This is a genomic window from Pseudomonas sp. LB3P58, assembly GCF_054897895.1.
Map to the genome: position 1 here is coordinate 1,582,274 of NZ_JBUBVE010000001.1, position 18,556 is coordinate 1,600,829.

Sequence of the window (18,556 nt, forward strand, 5' to 3'; positions counted from 1 at the left end):
ACCTGCGTAAATTTCGCGGCCTCGGAGATGCAAACGGGTGATTAGCTCAGCTGGGAGAGCGTCTGCCTTACAAGCAGAATGTCGGCGGTTCGATCCCGTCATCACCCACCACTTCCGAGAGTCTTGCGAAAGCAAGATGGAAGCTTTTAAAAGCCTCCACCGACGCGCAGCGGTAGTTCAGTCGGTTAGAATACCGGCCTGTCACGCCGGGGGTCGCGGGTTCGAGTCCCGTCCGCTGCGCCATATTTTCCGAGTCAGAGTTTATTCTGGTTCGAGATTGAAAGCCTCGAAGCTTTCAGTCAGACGAGTTACTTGGACGCAAGTCCAAAGCGATACGCAGCGGTAGTTCAGTCGGTTAGAATACCGGCCTGTCACGCCGGGGGTCGCGGGTTCGAGTCCCGTCCGCTGCGCCATATCTGCCTCAAGGCCCACTGAACGCCTTGGAGCTACGAAGAAAGCCGCTGGTAAAACCAGTGTCTACTTCGAGTCGATAGCAAAGACCCTGGTCGAAAGACCGGGGTTTTTTGTGTCTGCGATTTGGATTTTCTCTCCTGCTCCCCGCAACCATGGGTATTCGCATCTGCCAGCCCAATGCGGCCGTGTGTCGAATTGTTACTCCTATCGACGATTTCCCTCAATAACGCTCAGCCCTGATCAACCGGTGGCTGCGTGGCAGAAACACCTGTCTCTCATTCGCGTATTCAAATTTTTCCTGGGGGCGAAACGCATAAAGCGCTTGGTTTGAAGTATCAACACTAATTAGAATGAGTCGCATTTAAAATATTTCTTCGCGCAGGGTTCCTTTAGATGAGTGATGCAGCGATGCCGGCGGCGCAAACCTTCCACGACCTGTACCGCGACCATCGTGGCTGGCTCGAAAGCTGGTTGAGGCGGCGCATGAGCAATGGCCATGATGCGGCGGACTTGAGCCAGGATACGTTCGTGCGTTTACTCGCCAGCTCCCAGCACATCGCTGACCTGGAAGAACCCCGCGCCTATCTGGCGACGGTCGGCAAGCGACTGCTCACCAACTTCTATAAGCGCCGCAGCCTGGAGCAGGCCTACCTCAGTGCGCTGGCGCTGCTGCCTGAGGATTGCGTGCCGTCGCCCGAGCAACGTTGGTTGCTCCTGGAAACCCTGCAAGCCCTGGACGAATTGCTCGATGGATTGCCGACCGCGGTGCGACGGGCGTTTCTCTGGAGCCAGCTGGAAGGCTTGGGTTATCACGAAATTGCCGAACGCCTGCAAGTCTCGGAGCGCACGATCAAACGCTACATGGCGCAAGCCTATGAACATTGCCTGTTGGTGGAATTGTGATCGGTTCGACCCCTTCGGCAGAAGCCCGGCAAGTCGTGCGGGCTGCCGCTCAATGGCTGGCACTCATGGAATCAGGCGCCGCCAATGATCGCGATCGTGCCAATCTGCAGCACTGGCGTGACAGCCATCCCAGTCACGAACAGGCCTGGCAGAAAGCCCAACTCTTGCGCCAACGCTTTGCCGACCTGCCGTCGGCACTGGCCATGGCCAGCCTGGATCGGCCGCAGACGAGTCGGCGCACGGTGCTCAAGCGCGCCGTCGGGGCGGTGGCGTTGGTGCCCACCGCCTGGCTGATCAGCCGGCAGCTACCGCTGGACGTCTGGCGCGCTGACCTGCGAACGGCGACCGGGGAGGGCAAAAAAGTCCAGTTGGCCGATGGCAGTTCACTGCAATTGAACACCGCAAGTGCCGTCGATATCGACCTGAAGAACCGCCGGCTGAGACTCGTGGAAGGCGAAATAGCGCTGAATGTGCCCGGCACCTCGCCGCTGACGATCCAGACGCACTTCGGGCAAGTGGTCGTCAGTCAGAGCGAGGTGTGCGTTCGTCAGGGGCAGACGGGGTGCAAGGTCTCAGTGCTTAAAGGTGCCGTGCAGTTGCAGCCTTTGCGCGGACCGGTCTTTTCATTGCGCGCAGGCCAGCAAGTCAGCCTTCAGGCGATGGGTGCCGGGCGCGTCGAACCTTTCGATGTGCTTGCCCCAGGCTGGCGCGACGGCGTGTTGATGGCACAGAACCAGCCCCTGGGCGATTTTCTGCGTGAACTCAGCACCTATCGTCCGGGACTGTTGCGCTGGGAACCGGAGCTCGAATCCCTGCGCGTCACCGGCAGTTTCCGTCTGGAAGACACCGATCGCATCCTGACGTTGCTGGCGGCCAGCTTGCCGCTGGAGGTGCATAGGCGAACCCGCTACTGGGTCACGTTGCTGCCGCGCAAAAATAGTGTTTGAGGTGTGTCCCCTTTTTTCGCGTCGCTTGTCATTCAAGGCAAGTGAAACGAAATCAGAGAGATTCTCAATGCCAGTTGTGATGCCCTGCAGTACGCGTCTGGGTTCTTCCAGGCTGCGCCCGTTGTTGCATTTGAGTCTGTTGTTGAGCCTGAGTGCCTGTCCGTTGTTCATCACTGCCGGTTGGGCCGAAGACGCGCCTCGACGCAGTTACCAGGTGCCGGCAGGAAGCCTCAGCGCAGCGCTGACCCGTTTCGCCGGGCTGGCCGGGGTCAACCTGTCAGTGGACCCGGCACTGGTGGGCAGTCGCACCAGCCCTGGACTTTCCGGTGAATACGCGGTCGAGGAGGGCTTTGCCCGACTGTTGCAGGGTTCCGGTCTGCAACTGCAGCCGGTGGGCGAAGAGGCGTACATCCTGACCCCGGTGCCAGAAGGCAGCAGCCTGCAACTGGGCGCCACCTCGATTGTCGGTGCCACTGACTCGGAGCACGGCGATCCGTATGTCGGCGGCCAGGTCGCGCGTCGCGGGTCGCAAGGCTTGCTGGGCTCGAAAGACTTTATGGAAACGCCGTTCAGCATGACCACCTACACCAGTGAGGTGGTCAAAAACCAGCAGGCGCGTACCTTGGGCGACCTGATCGCCAACGATCCTTCGGTTCGCGCCACCAACCCGGCGGGTGGGCGCTATGAGCAGTTCACCATTCGAGGGTTGAGCCTGTTCAACAGTGATGTTTCCTACAACGGCCTCTACGGCGTCCTGCCGACCTATACGATTGACATGGAGATGGCCGACCGCGTCGACGTCCTCAAAGGCCCGAGCCAGCTCATCAACGGCATCTCGCCGCGGGGCAGCGTGGGTGGCGCGATCAACGTGGTGCCCAAGCGTGCGACCGACAAGCCCATCACTTCATTTACCGGCAGTTACGCTTCCGACAGCCAGGTCGGCGGTGCCGTGGATGTCGGCCGGCGCTTTGGTGAAGACAACAAGTTCGGTCTTCGTTTCAACGGCGTAAAACAGTCCGGCGACACCGAATGGGATCACCAGAATGTCGACCGCGAGATGGCCGTGCTGGGCCTGGATTTTCGCGGTGAACGCCTGCGGCTCTCGACGGACATCGGGCGCACTGAACGTGATACCGACGCACCGCAGGAGCGCGTACAGGTTGGCCCTAACGCGCAGGTTCCGCATGCCAGCGATGTGCGCCGCAACTATGCGCAGCCCTGGAGCAAGGCGAGTACCAACGACACGTTCGGCACGGTGAATGCTGAGTTCGATGTCAACGATTCCGTCATGTTGTACGGCGGTGTGGGCGCGCGTAAAAGTAACCATGACTTCCTTCGACATGCTGTTTCGGTCACCAACGACGCCGGTAATTTCAGCGTTCAACCGCGTGACTTCACTCGTGACGAAAATGTCCGGACGGCCACAGCGGGTGTGCGCAACTGGTTCCATACCGGCCCGGTAAGCCATGAAGTCAACCTGGCCGCCAGCTATTACTACATGGACTTTGAAAACGGCGGCGCCCGGTATGCCTCGGCCAACAGCAACATCTATAACCCTGTGGTAACACCAACGCCGGTCAGGCCCACGCGACAGGATTCGGAGGTCTATACCGAAAACCGTTCCACCGGTGTGGCGTTGTCCGACACCCTGGGTTTCTTCGATGACCGGCTGCTGCTGACCCTCGGCGCCCGCTGGCAGCGCGTGAAGGTTGACGACTGGACCGATAACGTCAGAGGCGACACCGGCTACGACGAGGAAAAGGTCTCGCCATCGGGCGGCATCCTGTTCAAGGCCACCGATAAGCTGTCGCTGTATGCCAACTACATGGAAGGCCTGAGCCAGGGCAAGATCGCACCGTCGACTTCGGTGAACGAGGACGAGATCTTCCCGCCGTTCATCAGCCGCCAGGTCGAGGTCGGTGCCAAGTATGACGCCGGTGCGTTCGCCGTCACCGCCGCCGTGTTCCGGATCAAGCAGCCGGCTTACGAGACCAATGCCACGACGCGCGTCTTCGGCCCGAACGGCAAGCGTGAGAACACTGGTGTGGAACTGAGTGTGTTCGGTGAACCGCTCGATGGTTTCCGTCTGCTCGGCGGTGTCATGTACATCGACAGCGAGTTGAAGGACACCACCAATGGCACCTTCGACGGCAACCGGGCGCCGGCCACGCCGAAATACAACGTCAACCTGGGCGCCGAGTGGGACGTGCCGACTGTACAGGGCCTGACCCTGACCAGCCGCGGCATTTACTCCAGCTCGCAGTACCTGGACCAGTCCAACAACAAGGAAATCGACTCCTGGGAGCGTTTCGACGTGGGCGCACGCTACGCGTTCAAGGTCGACGAAACGAACGTCACTGTGCGTGCCAATGTCGAGAACGTGGCGGACAAGCGCTACTGGAGTTCGGCCGGGGCTTCGGATGACAGCGAGCCTGGCTTGACGCTGTCGACCCCACGCACTTACCTCCTTTCGGCGACCGTCGACTTCTGATTCACCCGTGTCATGCGCCCCAGGGAGCGGGGCGCCATCGTTGGACCATGACCTGATTCATATAGAGGAAGGACATATGCACACCATCAGTTAATGAACAATCAAGACACTTGCGTATAAGTCGCTATCTGTCGGTAGCCTATACCGAAGTTGTCAGTTGCATTAAAAGATCATGGCTAGATCATGGCACATCCGGAATATAAACCAGGTTTATTAACTTGGTTTTTTGCGTGCCTGATTATTTTTAAAATAGTTCAAATCGCTCTATGTAAATTTCCAAATAGGTTGTAAGAATTAGTTGCAACAACTTGGTAATGAGAATAAGTTGCATATCGAATTTAACGAGGGTGAAGCGATGTTGAATGATGGCGTATTGCACTCTAATCCTTTGCAAAAAACCAATGCCGACTATTTGGCTCGACAAAGCAAGTTCGAATCTAATGTACGCAGTTATCCACGCAAGTTACCACTGGCGATCGCCAAGGCGCACGGGCTCTGGGTGACTGATGTCGAGGGCAATACTTACCTCGACTGTCTGGCTGGCGCCGGTACTTTGGCCCTGGGGCACAATCATCCGGCCGTCATGGCCAGCCTCGACAGCTTCCTCGCCTCAGGCCTGCCGATGCACACTCTGGACCTGACCACCGCGGTCAAGGACGCTTTCAGCGAAACCTTGCTCAGCCTGTTGCCGAACCAGGGCCGTGATTATTGCCTGCAATTTTGCGGGCCGTCCGGGGCGGATGCAGTGGAGGCCGCGCTGAAACTGGCCAAGACCTACACCGGGCGCAACAACATCATCAGTTTCTCAGGGGCCTACCATGGCATGACCCACGGCGCCCTGGCCCTGACCGGCAACACCGCGCCGAAAAATGCCATCGCCAGCCTGATGCCCGGGGTGCAGTTCATGCCGTACCCTCACGAATACCGTTGCCCGCTGGGCATTGGCGGCGAGGCGGGGGTCGAGGCCTTGACCCACTATTTCACCCAGTTCATCGAAGACGTCGAAAGCGGTGTGTCACTGCCGGCGGCGGTGATCCTTGAAGCGGTGCAGGGTGAGGGCGGGGTCAACAGTGCCCCGGTGAGCTGGCTGCGGGCGATCCGCGAGGTGACGCGCAAGCACGGCATCCTGCTGATCCTCGACGAAGTGCAGACCGGTTTCGGCCGCACCGGCAAGATGTTTGCCTTCGAACACGCCGACATCGAGCCGGACCTGATCGTCATGTCCAAAGCGGTCGGTGGCGGTTTGCCCATGGCGGTGCTGGGCATCCGTCGTGAGTTCGACGCCTGGGAGCCAGGCAATCACGCCGGGACTTTCCGCGGCAACCAGATGGCCATGGCCGCCGGGCTGGCCACGTTGCAGGTGCTGCAACAGCAAAACCTCGCCGCCCAGGCCGAGCGTCGTGGCCAGTGGCTCAAGGACCGACTGGTCGAGTTGCAGGCGCATTATCCGGCCCTTGGCCAGGTGCGCGGTCGCGGCCTGATGCTGGGCATCGAGATCGTCGACGAGCGCCAGCCGGCTGATCGCCACGGGCATTTCCCGATGGACCCGGCGCTGGCCGTGGCCATCCAGCAACAGTGCTTCAAACAAGGCCTGTTGCTGGAACGCGGCGGGCGTAAGGGCAATGTCATCCGCTTGTTGCCGCCATTGATTATCGACGATGAACAATGCCAGCAAGTCATCCAGCGTTTTGATAACGCAATGGCTGCAGCGTTATTGCAGTTGCGTCCTTGAATGAATCAGTCGAAGTTGCGTTAGCAGTCCGTCGAATTGCAGTTCGATGACAGTACTGCAAGTAACTTTGATGGTTGTCTGATTGTTTAAATAGGTTCAGTGAAGTGATGTCGTTACGTGGGGTTTCGTCGGCCGTTAAACAGGTCGATCAGCAACTAATTTTTTCGCCATATAACGTGTCCAGTGGCCTCGCGGGCTACTGTGGAGCACCCATGAATCATCCAGATCGCAATGTTTTATCGAATATGGTCAGTGAGTTGGCGACGACGCGTGCGTTGCTTAATTGTTTGATCAAAGAGTTCGCCTTGCCGGAAAACTGCCTCAGTTACAGTTGGCCGACGCAGATGCAAGGTATCGCCCCGGGCAGTTACCTCGAGGGTCTGGAATGGAAGGGCATTCCCCTGACCATCAGCCTGCCCAACCAGCAGCAGTTCTTTGTGATGGTGGACCGCCGTGATGGTCTGGGCAGTCACCGTTACCTGTCGGACGTTTATGCCCGGCGTGGCGAAGGCGACTGGTCGTGCCTGAGGTTTGCCGAGTTCGTCGAGCAGTTGCTCGCGGCGTGCGAATACATGACCCGCGCGAGCAACGACGAGTTGCTGGATCAGGTGTTGCAAAGCCAGTTGCTGACCGCGGCCATCGTCGGCCACAACATGGACGGCCAGCACCCGGCACCCCTCAGCGGTTACCTCGCCAGCGAGCAGGGCTTGTGGTTCGGTCATCCGAATCACCCGGCACCCAAGGCGCGCCTGTGGCCAGCTCATCTGGCCCAGGAAACCTATGCCCCGGAATTCCAGGCCCGCACGCCATTGCACCTGTTTGAGGTGCCGCTGGAAGGATTGAACGTCGGGGCCAACGGCCTGAGCAAAGCCCAGGTGCTGGCCGGTTTTGCCGATCAAGCGCAGGCGCGGCCAGGGCACGCCGTTATCTGCATGCACCCGGTTCAGGCGCAGCTGTTCATGCAGGATGGTCGGGTTCAGCGTTTGTTGAAATCCGCGGCCATCGTCGACCTTGGCGCCACAGGGCTGATGGCCAACCCCACGGCGTCCATCCGCACCTGGTACATCGAGGGCCATGAGTTCTTCATCAAGGGCTCGCTGAACGTGCGCATCACCAACTGCGTCAGGAAAAACGCCTGGTACGAACTGGAAAGCGCACTGATGATCGACCGAGTCTTTCGTAACCTCCAACAGACCCGGCCGGAAACCCTTGGCGGGCTCTCGGTGGTGGCCGAGCCGGGCAATCTGAGCTGGGCGCCGCAACAGGCCAGCGAAGCCGATAACCACTGGTTCCGCGAACAGACCGGGGCGATCCTGCGGGAGAACTTCTGCCTCGACACCGGCACCGACTGCAGCATCATGGCCGGTACGTTGTTCGCTCGTGGCCTGCATTTACCGCCGTTGGTGCATGAGTTCCTGAGCCGGTTCAACGGCAATGACATCGACGATCAACAGCTGTTGAGCTGGTTCGACGACTATCAGGCGCTGCTGCTGCGGCCGGTGCTGGCGCTGTTCTTCAATCACGGCATCGTCATGGAACCGCATTTGCAGAACAGCGTGCTGGTGCATGACAACGGTCGTCCACAACGCTTGCTCTTGCGGGATTTCGAAGGGGTCAAACTGACCGACGAACTGGGTGCTTCCCGGATCGATGCAGACGCTCATCCACGGGTGCGTGAGTCGCTGCTCTATTCCCGCCAGCAAGGCTGGAATCGCATCGTTTATTGCCTGTTCGTCAACAACTTGTCCGAGGCGGTACTGGCCCTGAGCTGGGAGCGTCCGCACCTGGCGCCGCTGATGTGGCAACGGGTGGAGCAGCAGTTGATCAGCATCCGCGCCGAATTGACCCGCGCTGCGCCGGAACTGGACGCACTGATCGCCGGTCAGCCGATTGCCTGCAAAACCAACCTGAAAGTTCGTCTGGCAGCCAAGGCTGATCGCCAGGCCAGCTACGTCAGTCTGGTGTCCCCGTGGGGCAAGGAGGCCAAGCATGGATAAGCTGCCCGCAGCGGTTTTGGCCGCGATCGACGACGCCCGTACACAACATGAAGACCCGTTGGCGCTGTTCATCTATGACCTGGACGCGCTGAAACAGCACGTCACGCAGGTAATGGCGGCGCTGCCCGAAGGTGTAGAGCTTTACTACGCGATCAAGGCCAACAGCGAAGCGCAAATCCTGGCCACCGTGGCGCCGTTGGTGCACGGGTTCGAGATTTCCTCCGGCGGCGAGATCGATCGTCTCCAGGCCTGCCCGACGCGCAAGCCATTCATCTTCTCCGGCCCCGGCAAACTGGACTCCGATCTGCGTTCGGCGCTGCAACACCAGGTCGAAGCGATTCACATCGAAAGCCTGAACGAAATCGTCCGCTTGCAACGGCTGGCACTGGAAGCGGGGCACGTGCAAGACGTCTTGCTGCGGATCAACCCCGAACTGCCGTCGCCGCTCTCCAGCAAACTGGCGATGGCCGGCACCGCCACACCGTTCGGGATCGACGAGTCGGAACTGGCTCAGGCGGTCAGCTGGGTCGATAACGCCAGCCACCTGCGGCTCAAGGGCTTTCATGTGCATGCGATGTCCCATCAATCGCAGGTGGAGCGCCATGAACAATTGCTCGATCTGTACTTGCAGCGCTGGCCGCAATGGAAAGCGTTGTCGGCCGATCCCGCAGCGATCACCCACCTCAATGTGGGCGGTGGCATCGGCGTTAATTACCTCGGGCCGCAGCAATTCGATTGGCAGCGCTTGTGTACGCATTTGGGCCAGTCCCTCGCGGCGTGTGCCGATGCGCCCATCGTGCGCTTTGAGCCCGGTCGATTCATCAGCGCCTTCTGCGGCTATTACGCGATTGAAGTGCTGGACAAGAAAACCAGTCACGGCAAGCACTTCCTGGTCTGTCGGGGCGGCACCCATCAGTTCCGTTTACCGGTTGCCCAGGGGCATGATCATCCGATCATTCATCTGCCCCGGCATCGCGTAACACCACCGGCGACACAACAGGACTGGACCGTCGTGGGGCAGCTCTGCACGCCCAAGGATGTGCTGAGCCGCGATTGCCCGCTCACCGGGGTGGAGCTCGGCGACATGCTGGTGCTGCCGCTGGCCGGTGCCTATGGCTACAACATTTCCCATGCCGACTTCCTCTGTCATCCGCGACCGCCGCAGGTGTTTGTGCAACAGGCCGGAGCCGCCCCGTGGGACTGACATTTGCCGTTCCGCGCTGGTTGGTAGTGGTCAATGTGTTGTTGGGCACGTTGACGGTCAGCCTGAACAACAGCTCGCTGAATCCGGCGTTGCCGGCGTTCATGGAGGCCTTTGATATCGGTCCGCTGTTGGCCACCTGGATTGTGGCGGCGTTCATGGTGAGCATGGGCATGACCATGCCCCTCACCAGTTTTCTCAGCCAGCGGATGGGGCGCAAAACCCTGTATTTGTGGGGCGTGGCGTTGTTTGTCTGTGGTTCGCTGCTGGGGGCGCTGGCCAACTCCATCGCGCTGGTGATTGCCGCACGCGTGGTGCAAGGCATCGCCAGCGGGCTGATGATTCCGCTGTCGTTGGCGATCATTTTTTCGGTGTACGCCAAGGGTGAGCGGGGCAGGGTCACCGGCCTGTGGGGCGCGGCGGTCATGCTGGCGCCAGCATTGGGGCCCTTGTGCGGGAGCCTGATGCTGGAGTGGTTCAGTTGGCGCTCGCTGTTCCTGATGAATGTGCCGATTGGCCTGCTGGCGCTGATCCTTGGCGTCGGCGTTTTGCCTGCTTCTGAAGCATCGGAACGCAAACCTTTCGACCTGGCGGGTTACCTGCTGATCGCGACGGGCATCGGTCTGCTGATGGTCGCTGTTGGCCGCCTGCGCCATGCCGAAGCCCTCACTGATCCGCTCAACCTTGGCATGCTGCTGGCGGCGATCCTGTGTCTGGTGGCGTTCGTGCGACTGGAGCTGAACCGGACTTCGCCGCTGCTCAACCTGCGCATCTTTGCCCTGCGCGGTTATCGCTTGAGCGTGATCATCGCGGTGGTGCAGTCGGTCGGCATGTTCGAGTGTCTGGTGCTGCTGCCGCTGCTGGTGCAAGTGGTGATGGGCTACAGCGCTATCTGGACCGGTCTGTCGCTGCTGTGCACGGCGCTGTTCGCCAGCCTGTTCGGGCATCTCGGCGGCAAGTGGCTGGACCGTCACGGCCCGCGTGGCGTGGTGCTCTGGGGGCTGCTGCTGACCGGGGGCGCCACGCTGGGATTGGGCGTGCTGGGGGCTGGCGCTTCAATCGGTGTGGTGTTTTTCCTGATGATGGTCCGCGGCGCCGGACTGGGCCTGTCCTATATCCCCATCACCACCGCCGGGCTCGATGCGCTGCCTGAACCGATGGTCACTCAAGGCGCGGCGATGAACAACATTTCCCGTCGTCTCGTCTCGTCGCTGGCCATCGTGATTGCCTCCCTGTGGCTGGAATTCCGCCTGACTGCCGAGACCGGGGGCGGGGTGGTTTCGATGGCCAGCTCGGGGGCGATCAGCGAGGTCTTCATGGCCACCGGCATCCTCATCCTGCTGGCATTGCCCTGTGCCTGGCGTTTTCCCGTTCACGCATCCGACGAGCCGGCCGAGGCACTGCCCTCAGCCCTCGAACACCGTTAATTCTTTCACGGACAAGGTTATGACTATGGCGACTTCTTCACAGGCAACACATCAGGCTGCGGACTCTGCGCCAGGCGTCTGGCTGGCGACGGCTGATCCGCGCCACTATCAGCAAGTGGAACAGCGCGTGGTGGGCCAGCTGCTGCAAACGCTGCTGTATGAAAACGTCCTGCCGTATCGCCATTCGTCCCTCGATGGCGGCCAGTACCGTTTTGTCGTCAGCGGCATCGATGCGCAGCAACAACCGGTGGAGTACCACTGCTCCGGATTGCTCAGCGAAAGCTTCGAGCTGATCCGCCTCGACTATGCCAGTCTCGAACGCGTAAATGCGTTGGGCGCACGCAGCCGGCCGCACCTTCATCAAGCATTGGCGGAGCTGCTCAGCGAACTTCAGGACAGCCCGCACCTGCCACGCTTCACCCATGAGCTTGAACAAACGATGCTCAAGGATCTGCAATCGCGCAGTCAGGGTTATCAAGCGGCCAAGCCAAGCCATCAACTGGATGTCGATGCGCTGGAACAGCACTTCATGGACGCCCACAGCTATCACCCTTGCTACAAATCGCGCATCGGTTTCTCGCTCAAGGACAACGCCAGCTACGGGCCGGAATTTGCCGCGCCCATCGCGATTGTCTGGCTGGCCGTGGCCAAATCCTGCGGGGCGATGAACATCTCGCGGCACCTGGATTACGACGGATTTATCCAGCAGGAATTCGGACTTCAGCGCTGGCAGCAGCTGGCTGAAAGCCTCACCGACCAAGGCAAGGCGATGGGCGATTACTGGCTGATGCCGGTGCACCCGTGGCAGTGGGAAAACATCATCGTTCCTGTGTTCTATCCAGAACTGGTCAGCGGTGAGGTGATCTATCTGGGCACAACGGATGACCGTTATCAGGCGCAACAGTCGATCCGCACCCTGGCCAACGTCACAGAGAAAAAGCGACCTTACGTCAAGCTCGCGCTGAGCATGACCAATACCTCCAGCACTCGAATTCTGGCCCGGCATACGGTGATGAACGGCCCGATCATCACCGACTGGTTGCAGCAGTTGATCGGCAGTGACAGCACCGCCCGCGACCTTGGCTTTGTGATTCTCGGCGAAGTGGTCGGCGTCAGCTTTGACTACGATCACCTGCCCGCCACGCGGATGTCCCAGGCCTACGGCACGATGGGCACCCTGTGGCGCGAGAGCATTCACCAGTACCTGCAAGACGACGAGCAAGCGGTGCCGTTCAATGGTTTGAGCTCCGTGGACAACCGCTACGGATCGGGTGAACAGAAGCCGTTTATCGACGCCTGGATCACTCAGTACGGCCTGCACGCCTGGACCCGTCAACTGTTGCAGGTGGCGGTGTCGCCGATCATTCACATGCTCTACGCCGAAGGGATCGGCATGGAATCCCATGGGCAGAACATTGTCCTGATCGTGAAGCAGGGCTGGCCGCAACGTATCGCCCTGAAAGACTTCCACGACGGCGTGCGCTATTCACCGCAACACCTCGGGCGCCCTGATCTGTGCCCGACCCTGGTGCCGCTGCCCGCCAGCCACGCCAAGCTCAACCGCAACTCGTTCATCCTCACCGACGATCTGGATGCGGTCCGGGATTTTTCCTGTGACTCGTTCTTTTTCATCGCCCTGGCCGAGATGGCGATCTTCCTGCATCAGCACTATCAACTGGAAGAAGCCTTGTTCTGGCAGATGACTGCCGAGGTCATCACTGCTTACCAGGCCGAGCATCCGCAACACCGTCCGCGTTACGCAGCGTTTGATGTTTTCGCGCCGTTCTATGAAGTGGAAGAACTGACCAAGCGCCGCCTGCTGGGCGACGGCGAACGTCGTTTCAAATCGGTGCCGAATCCGCTGCACGCGTTCCGGCCGCAATCATGCTGAGGACCAATCTGCTCAAACAGAAACTCACCACGGGTGAGCCGGTCTACGGCCTGATCAGCTCGATTCCGTCGCCGGCCGCCATCGAATTGATTGCCGAGGCGGGTTTTGATTTTGTGATCATCGATATGGAACACGTGCTGATCAATCCCGAGACCGTGGAGAACATGATCCGCACCGCCGAGAGTTACGCGCTGACCCCGCTGGTGCGGGTGGCGGACCTCAACCCGAAAACCCTGCTGCGCCTGCTCGATGGCGGCGCCCAGGGCATTGTCTTGCCGATGATCGAAGGCCCCGAGCCTTTGGCCGAAAGCATTCGTGCCTGCAAATACCACCCGCAGGGCACCCGCAGCCTGAATGCCGGTCGCCCCGGTGCGTTTGGCAAACACAGCCTGGCGGAATACGTCGCGCTGGCCAACGAGCAAATCATGGTCGTGGCGATGATCGAGAGTGCCGAAGGTGTGCGGCGGGCGGCGGAAATTGCCGCTGTGCCCGGCCTCGACATGATCCTCGAAGGGGCCGCCGACTTGTCGCAATCGATGGGCATGCCCTGGCAGATCGACCGATCCGAGGTGCAGCAAGCGCTGCTCGCCAGTTGGCAGGCAGCCAGCGCCGCGGGCGTGCCGTATTGCGCGATTCCACGTCAGCCGGGTGACCACGAACGGTGGTTGAGCCGGGGCGTAAAAAGTTTTGTTTTGGGTGACGAGCGTGGCATCGCTTTTCGTGCCCTCCAGGCCAAATTGGCCGCCACTTCAGCAGAAGGAAAATAATCGGATGAACTTCACCACAATGGCCGCCGACAAGGTGATGCAGGATTTGGTCGATTGTTTGCTGGCCGAACATTTTTTCGGTACCGAGCCGCTGAACCTGGTGGCGCCATCGTCATCGGCCGATCAGCCGTTTAACGGGTTGAGCGCCGAACAACGGATCTGGGAATGGCCCAGCGATCACCAAGGTTGCATCGTCATTGCCCTGCGTCCCGGCATTACCCAACAATGGGAAAAAGTACCGGGCACGCCGGTATGGGCGCGACAGAATGACCAGCTGATTGTGCTGTCACCCGAGGCCTTCACGACCCAGGTGTTGGCCGGGATGACCGATCGCTACCCGGACAATGAAAAAGGCTTCGCCCTGTTTCTGGATGTGCTGCGCACCAGCGTCCGCCAGACCGAGTTGTCCCTCGCCCATCGGGTCGACAGCGAACGTTTGCTGGAAAAGAGCAACGCGGACTTTTTCCTGGCGATGGAGCAGTGGGCTTCGCTGCGTGATCGTCCCTACCATCCGCTGGCCAAAGCCAAACAGGGTTTGGACGACGCGGAATATCAGCAGTATCAGGCGGAATTCGCCCGTCCGGTGGCGCTCAATTGGGTCGCGGTCGATCGCACGTTGCTGCAATGCGGCGACGGCGTGACGGACCTGGCGCAGAGTTATCCCGCTCAATACCTATTGCCGCCGCTGCTGCAGGCCAGCCTGCAACAAGAGTTGCAGCAGCGGGGCATTGCCCAGAGCCACATCGCGTTGCCGGTTCACCCGTGGCAGTTCGAACACGTGCTGGAGGCGCAACTCGGCGACGCGTTCGCCAAGGGTGATTGCCATCGACTGGACTTCACCGACGGTGATTTCTTCGCCACCTCGTCATTGCGCTCGATGACGCCGTGCTTCAACAGCGCCGATTACCTCAAGTTGCCGATGGCGATCTATTCGCTGGGCGCTTCGCGTTATCTGCCGGCGGTGAAAATGATCAACGGTGGCTTGAGTGAAGCGCTGTTGCGCCAGGCACTGGGCAAAGATGAAACGCTGCAACAGTCCCTGCACCTATGCGATGAAACCAAATGGTGGGCGTTCATGCCGCCGGACGCGACACTGTTCGACGAAGCGCCGCGTCACCTGTCGGCCATGGTGCGCGGCTATCCGCCCGCGCTGCTCGAAGACCCGGACACCCGACTGGTGCCCATGGCTGCGTTGGGCACACCGCTGCCGGGCAGCAATCAGCACTTCTTCGATGACTGGATGGCCTGCCGCCAACTGCCGGCCAACGCCGCGTCGGTGATGACGCTGTTTCGCGAGTTGTGCCACAGCTTCTTCGATATCAACCTGCGGATGTTCCGCATCGGCATGCTCGGTGAAATTCACGGGCAGAACGCGGTGCTGGTGTGGAAGGCCGGCTACGCGCAGGGCCTGCTGTTGCGCGATCACGATTCGTTGCGCATTTTCGTGCCGTGGCTGGAACGCAACGGCCTGGCCGACCCGGCTTACCGGTTGAAGAAGGGGCACGCCAACACGCTGTACCACGAGCGTCCTGAGGACCTGCTGTTCTGGTTGCAGACCCTGGGCATTCAGGTCAACCTCCGCGCCATCATCGATACGCTGGCTGAGGTCTACGCATTGCCGGCGACCGGTTTGTGGACGGCGATGGGCGAAGTGCTCAACGAGTTGATCGACACCATCGAGTTTGACGCCGAGGCGCGGATCATGATCAAGCACCAGTTATTCGAATCGCCGCACTGGCCGCAGAAATTGTTGCTCACCCCGATGATCGAACGCGCGGGCGGCCCTGGCAGCATGCCGTTTGGCAAAGGGCAGGTGGTCAATCCGTTTCACAGGCTCGATCGTGAAGCCTGAGCCGCGATGTCATCCCTCCAGGCGCACGCTGTTGCGCCTGTCCCTGGGGGCGCTCGCCCTCAGGTTTTCTGCGCCGGCGTGGGCCGACGCTGGCGCCGCGCCGTTGCGGGTGATCACCCTGTTTCAGGGCGCCACCGACTGCGCCGTGGTGTTGGGCGTGACCCCGTGTGGCGTGGTTGATTCCTGGAGCGAAAAACCGACCTATCGCTATTTGCGCACGGCACTGGGCGCTGTGCCCCATGTCGGGCTGGAGACCCAGCCCAGCCTTGAAGACATCGCGCTGCTCAAACCTGACTTGATCGTTGCCTCGCGCTTTCGCCACGAACGCATTGCACCGTTACTCAAGCAGATCGCCCCGGTGCTGATGCTGGAGGAAGTGTTTGAATTCAAGAAAACCCTGGCACTGATGGGCGCTGCATTACACCAGCAACAGAGGGCCGACGAGATTCTGAACCGATGGCAGCAACGCGTGGCACAACTGTGCGAGCAACTGCAGCAGACATTTGCCGGCCGCTGGCCGCCCACGGTGTCGATTCTGGACATCCGCGAAGACCACATCCGCAGTTACCTGCCGGCGAGTTTTCCGGGTTCCGTGCTCAGCGAACTGGGATTCAATTGGAGTGACAGCAGCCGGGAGGCGAGCGGGGTATCGATCAAACTCACCAGCAAGGAAAGCCTTGCCGTGGTGAACGCCGATATCTTTTTTGTGTTCCTGCGCGCGCAGAACGCGGCGGTGCAGCGCAACTACGAGAGCCTGGTGCAACACCCGCTGTGGAAGCAGATGCGTGCCCCGCAGCAAGGACAGGTGTGGCAGGTCGATGGCGTCGCGTGGAGTCTGTCGGGCGGGATGTTGGGGGCCAACCTGATGCTCGACGACGTGGCCCGCGTGGCCGCCGCGCAGGTGGCCTCATGAGCCCGGGAGTAAAGCTGTGCAGCGCGAGTGTCGTGTTGCTGCTGTGCTGCGTGTTGAGCCTGGCGGTCGGAGCCACCTGGATTCCACTGCCACAGATTGCCGCGGCGTTTATCCATCCCGACCCGCTGAGTATCAGTCATGTACTGGTGACCACCACGCGCCTGTCGCGCACCCTGATGGCGATTTCCGTAGGCGCCAGTCTGGCGGTCGCGGGCGCCCTGATGCAGGCACTGACGCGCAATCCGTTGGCGTCCCCCGGGTTGTTCGGGATCAACGCCGGTGCGACCTTTTTTATCATCCTGTTTTCCTCGATCTTTTCGCTGTCATCCCCGGATGCCTGGTTATGGTCGGCGTTCATTGGCGCGGCCGTGGCGGGTTGTCTGGTGTGGCTGATCGGCAACATGGGGCAAGGCAGTCTCAGTCCACTGCGTATCGTGCTGGCGGGCGCGGCGATCGCCGCGTTGTTCTCCGCCTTCAGCCAGGCGCTGCTGGTGGTGAATCAGGATGGCTTGGACACGGTGCTGTTCTGGATGGCCGGTTCACTGACCGAACGCAGCCTGTCGACCGCTGCGCCGTTGTTGCTGTGCGGTGTGCTCGGGTTGTCGGGGGCGCTGCTGCTGGCCGGGCAGCTCAACGTGCTGAACGCCGGGGAAGAGATTGCCACAGGTCTGGGGCAGCGAACCGGCCTGATCCGACTGCTGATGAGCGTGCTGGTGATCTGTCTCGCGGGCAGCGCGGTGGCGTTGGCCGGCAGCATTGGTTTCATCGGTCTTCTGGTGCCGCACATGGTGCGCAAGGGGTTGTCCATCGATCATCGCTGGTTGCTGCCCGGTTGTGCGCTGCTCGGTGCGATTCTCCTGCTGTTGGCGGATACGCTGTCGCGGGTTTTGATCCTGCCTCAGGAGGTGCCGGTGGGGGTGATGACGGCGCTGTTCGGCGCGCCGTTTTTCATTATGTTGGCCCGGCGTGGAGGTCGTTATGGATAAGGTGGTGACCTGGCGCCGAGGCGGGTATTCCCGGCAGGTGAACCTTTCCACGTGGTTGCGGTTGGCGGCGGCACTGGTGCTGACGGTGCTGGTGATGCTCGGCTCGTTGTCGCTGGGGAAAGTCATCCTTTCGCCCCTCGAGGTGATGCGAATCCTGTTTTCCAGTCAGGACGCCAGCCTGACGTTGATCGTCGAGCAACTGCGTTTTCCACGCATTGTGCTGGCGGCGCTGGTGGGCGCTGCGTTGTCGGTGTCCGGGCTGATCCTGCAAAGCATCATCCGCAACCCGCTGGCATCGCCGGACCTGCTGGGCATCACCAGCGGTGCCAGCGCCGCCGCCGTGCTTTACCTGTCGTTCCTGTCCGCGACGCTGGGACAACAATTTTTGCCCCTGGCCGCGATGCTCGGTGCGGCTTTGGCGACACTGGCCATTTATCTGCTGGCCTGGAAGCAGGGGACCTCGCCGCTGCGACTGGTGCTGATCGGCGTGGGCGTCTCGGCAATGTTGACGGCCGCGACCACCTTCATTCTGGTGTTCAGTCCGCTGACCACCACCCTGTCTGCCTACGTTTGGCTGACCGGCAGCGTGTACGGCGCCAGTTGGCCTGAACCGCTGGCGCTGGCTGGCTGGTTGTTGGGCATTTGTCCGCTGCTGGTGCTGCTGGCCCGTCAGGTGATGGTGCAACAGCTGGATGACAACCTGGCCCAGGGCATCGGCGTGCGCGTGCAATGGCTGCGAGCCGGTTTGTTGCTGGTGAGTGTGGCGTTGGCCGGTGCGGCCATTGCCTGGGGTGGGGCGATAGCGTTTGTCGGGCTGATCGCGCCGCACATTGCCAAACGCCTGGTGGCACCCGGTTTCGGTGGGCAGGCCGTGATGGCGGCCCTGATTGGCGCAAACCTGGTGATGCTGGCGGACCTGGTCGGGCGCACGCTGTTCTTGCCCCTGGATCTACCGGCCGGGATCTTTGTCGCGGTGCTGGGCACACCCTTTTTTCTCTATTTATTGATTAAACAGCGTCATTAAGGAATTCAACG

At 60.7% G+C, this 18,556-nt stretch carries 13 protein-coding genes and 3 tRNA genes; all 16 read left to right on the forward strand.

Translation table 11 applies throughout. The features are described 5' to 3' along the window. The first annotated feature begins 35 nt into the window (after window positions 1–35). A tRNA-Val gene (locus tag ACYZTZ_RS07315) sits at window positions 36–111 on the forward strand. A gap of 55 nt (window positions 112–166) precedes the next feature. Then, window positions 167–243 (forward strand) — tRNA-Asp (locus ACYZTZ_RS07320). Between the two features lie 93 nt (window positions 244–336). Next, window positions 337–413: transfer RNA gene (locus ACYZTZ_RS07325), tRNA-Asp, on the forward strand. A 394-nt stretch (window positions 414–807) separates the two neighbouring features. Continuing rightward, window positions 808–1,317: a sigma-70 family RNA polymerase sigma factor gene (locus tag ACYZTZ_RS07330; protein ID WP_461997665.1), complete on the forward strand. Its 510-nt coding sequence runs from the start codon at window positions 808–810 to the stop codon at window positions 1,315–1,317. Beyond that, on the forward strand, window positions 1,314–2,264 hold the full coding sequence (locus ACYZTZ_RS07335) for a FecR domain-containing protein (protein WP_461997666.1): 951 nt from the start codon (window positions 1,314–1,316) through the stop codon (window positions 2,262–2,264). Before ACYZTZ_RS07330 ends, ACYZTZ_RS07335 begins: the two co-directional genes overlap by 4 nt. A gap of 67 nt (window positions 2,265–2,331) precedes the next feature. Then, on the forward strand, window positions 2,332–4,755 hold the full coding sequence (locus ACYZTZ_RS07340; protein ID WP_461997667.1) for a TonB-dependent siderophore receptor: 2,424 nt from the start codon (window positions 2,332–2,334) through the stop codon (window positions 4,753–4,755). A gap of 355 nt (window positions 4,756–5,110) precedes the next feature. Next, window positions 5,111–6,487, forward strand: coding sequence for a diaminobutyrate--2-oxoglutarate transaminase (locus ACYZTZ_RS07345; protein ID WP_462000650.1), 1,377 nt, complete (start codon window positions 5,111–5,113; stop codon window positions 6,485–6,487). 212 nt (window positions 6,488–6,699) lie between these two features. Continuing rightward, complete coding sequence (locus tag ACYZTZ_RS07350) at window positions 6,700–8,484, forward strand: IucA/IucC family protein (RefSeq protein WP_461997668.1); 1,785 nt, start codon at window positions 6,700–6,702, stop codon at window positions 8,482–8,484. Further along, window positions 8,477–9,688 (forward strand): type III PLP-dependent enzyme, encoded by a 1,212-nt coding sequence (locus ACYZTZ_RS07355; protein ID WP_461997669.1) that lies wholly within the window; start codon window positions 8,477–8,479, stop codon window positions 9,686–9,688. The genes ACYZTZ_RS07350 and ACYZTZ_RS07355 overlap by 8 nt, the downstream gene beginning before the upstream one ends. Then, the gene (locus tag ACYZTZ_RS07360) at window positions 9,685–11,112 is read left to right on the forward strand and encodes a DHA2 family efflux MFS transporter permease subunit (RefSeq protein WP_462000651.1); all 1,428 of its coding nucleotides are present in this window, start codon (window positions 9,685–9,687) and stop codon (window positions 11,110–11,112) included. The genes ACYZTZ_RS07355 and ACYZTZ_RS07360 overlap by 4 nt, the downstream gene beginning before the upstream one ends. A 19-nt stretch (window positions 11,113–11,131) precedes the next feature. Further along, window positions 11,132–13,003, forward strand: a complete 1,872-nt coding sequence (locus tag ACYZTZ_RS07365) for an IucA/IucC family protein (RefSeq protein WP_461997670.1) — start codon at window positions 11,132–11,134, stop codon at window positions 13,001–13,003. Continuing rightward, window positions 12,997–13,770 (forward strand): HpcH/HpaI aldolase family protein, encoded by a 774-nt coding sequence (locus ACYZTZ_RS07370; protein ID WP_461997671.1) that lies wholly within the window; start codon window positions 12,997–12,999, stop codon window positions 13,768–13,770. Before ACYZTZ_RS07365 ends, ACYZTZ_RS07370 begins: the two co-directional genes overlap by 7 nt. A 4-nt stretch (window positions 13,771–13,774) precedes the next feature. After that, the gene (locus ACYZTZ_RS07375) at window positions 13,775–15,622 is read left to right on the forward strand and encodes an IucA/IucC family protein (RefSeq protein WP_461997672.1); all 1,848 of its coding nucleotides are present in this window, start codon (window positions 13,775–13,777) and stop codon (window positions 15,620–15,622) included. Then, window positions 15,612–16,535: an ABC transporter substrate-binding protein gene (locus ACYZTZ_RS07380; protein WP_461997673.1), complete on the forward strand. Its 924-nt coding sequence runs from the start codon at window positions 15,612–15,614 to the stop codon at window positions 16,533–16,535. Before ACYZTZ_RS07375 ends, ACYZTZ_RS07380 begins: the two co-directional genes overlap by 11 nt. Next, complete coding sequence (locus ACYZTZ_RS07385; RefSeq protein WP_461997674.1) at window positions 16,532–17,521, forward strand: FecCD family ABC transporter permease; 990 nt, start codon at window positions 16,532–16,534, stop codon at window positions 17,519–17,521. Before ACYZTZ_RS07380 ends, ACYZTZ_RS07385 begins: the two co-directional genes overlap by 4 nt. Beyond that, a complete protein-coding gene (locus ACYZTZ_RS07390) occupies window positions 17,514–18,545 on the forward strand; it encodes a FecCD family ABC transporter permease (protein WP_461997675.1) in 1,032 nt (343 codons plus the stop codon). The genes ACYZTZ_RS07385 and ACYZTZ_RS07390 overlap by 8 nt, the downstream gene beginning before the upstream one ends. Window positions 18,546–18,556 lie beyond the last annotated feature (11 nt).

What these genes read in the sequence shown, in the direction of transcription:
- ACYZTZ_RS07330 (WP_461997665.1), top strand. Translation starts at nt 808, where the DNA reads ATGAGTGATGCAGCGATGCCGGCGGCGCAAACCTTCCACGACCTGTAC.
- ACYZTZ_RS07340 (WP_461997667.1), top strand. Translation starts at nt 2,332, where the DNA reads ATGCCAGTTGTGATGCCCTGCAGTACGCGTCTGGGTTCTTCCAGGCTG.
- ACYZTZ_RS07345 (WP_462000650.1), top strand. Translation starts at nt 5,111, where the DNA reads ATGTTGAATGATGGCGTATTGCACTCTAATCCTTTGCAAAAAACCAAT.
- ACYZTZ_RS07350 (WP_461997668.1), top strand. Translation starts at nt 6,700, where the DNA reads ATGAATCATCCAGATCGCAATGTTTTATCGAATATGGTCAGTGAGTTG.
- ACYZTZ_RS07355 (WP_461997669.1), top strand. Translation starts at nt 8,477, where the DNA reads ATGGATAAGCTGCCCGCAGCGGTTTTGGCCGCGATCGACGACGCCCGT.
- ACYZTZ_RS07365 (WP_461997670.1), top strand. Translation starts at nt 11,132, where the DNA reads ATGACTATGGCGACTTCTTCACAGGCAACACATCAGGCTGCGGACTCT.
- ACYZTZ_RS07370 (WP_461997671.1), top strand. Translation starts at nt 12,997, where the DNA reads ATGCTGAGGACCAATCTGCTCAAACAGAAACTCACCACGGGTGAGCCG.
- ACYZTZ_RS07375 (WP_461997672.1), top strand. Translation starts at nt 13,775, where the DNA reads ATGAACTTCACCACAATGGCCGCCGACAAGGTGATGCAGGATTTGGTC.
- ACYZTZ_RS07385 (WP_461997674.1), top strand. Translation starts at nt 16,532, where the DNA reads ATGAGCCCGGGAGTAAAGCTGTGCAGCGCGAGTGTCGTGTTGCTGCTG.
- ACYZTZ_RS07390 (WP_461997675.1), top strand. Translation starts at nt 17,514, where the DNA reads ATGGATAAGGTGGTGACCTGGCGCCGAGGCGGGTATTCCCGGCAGGTG.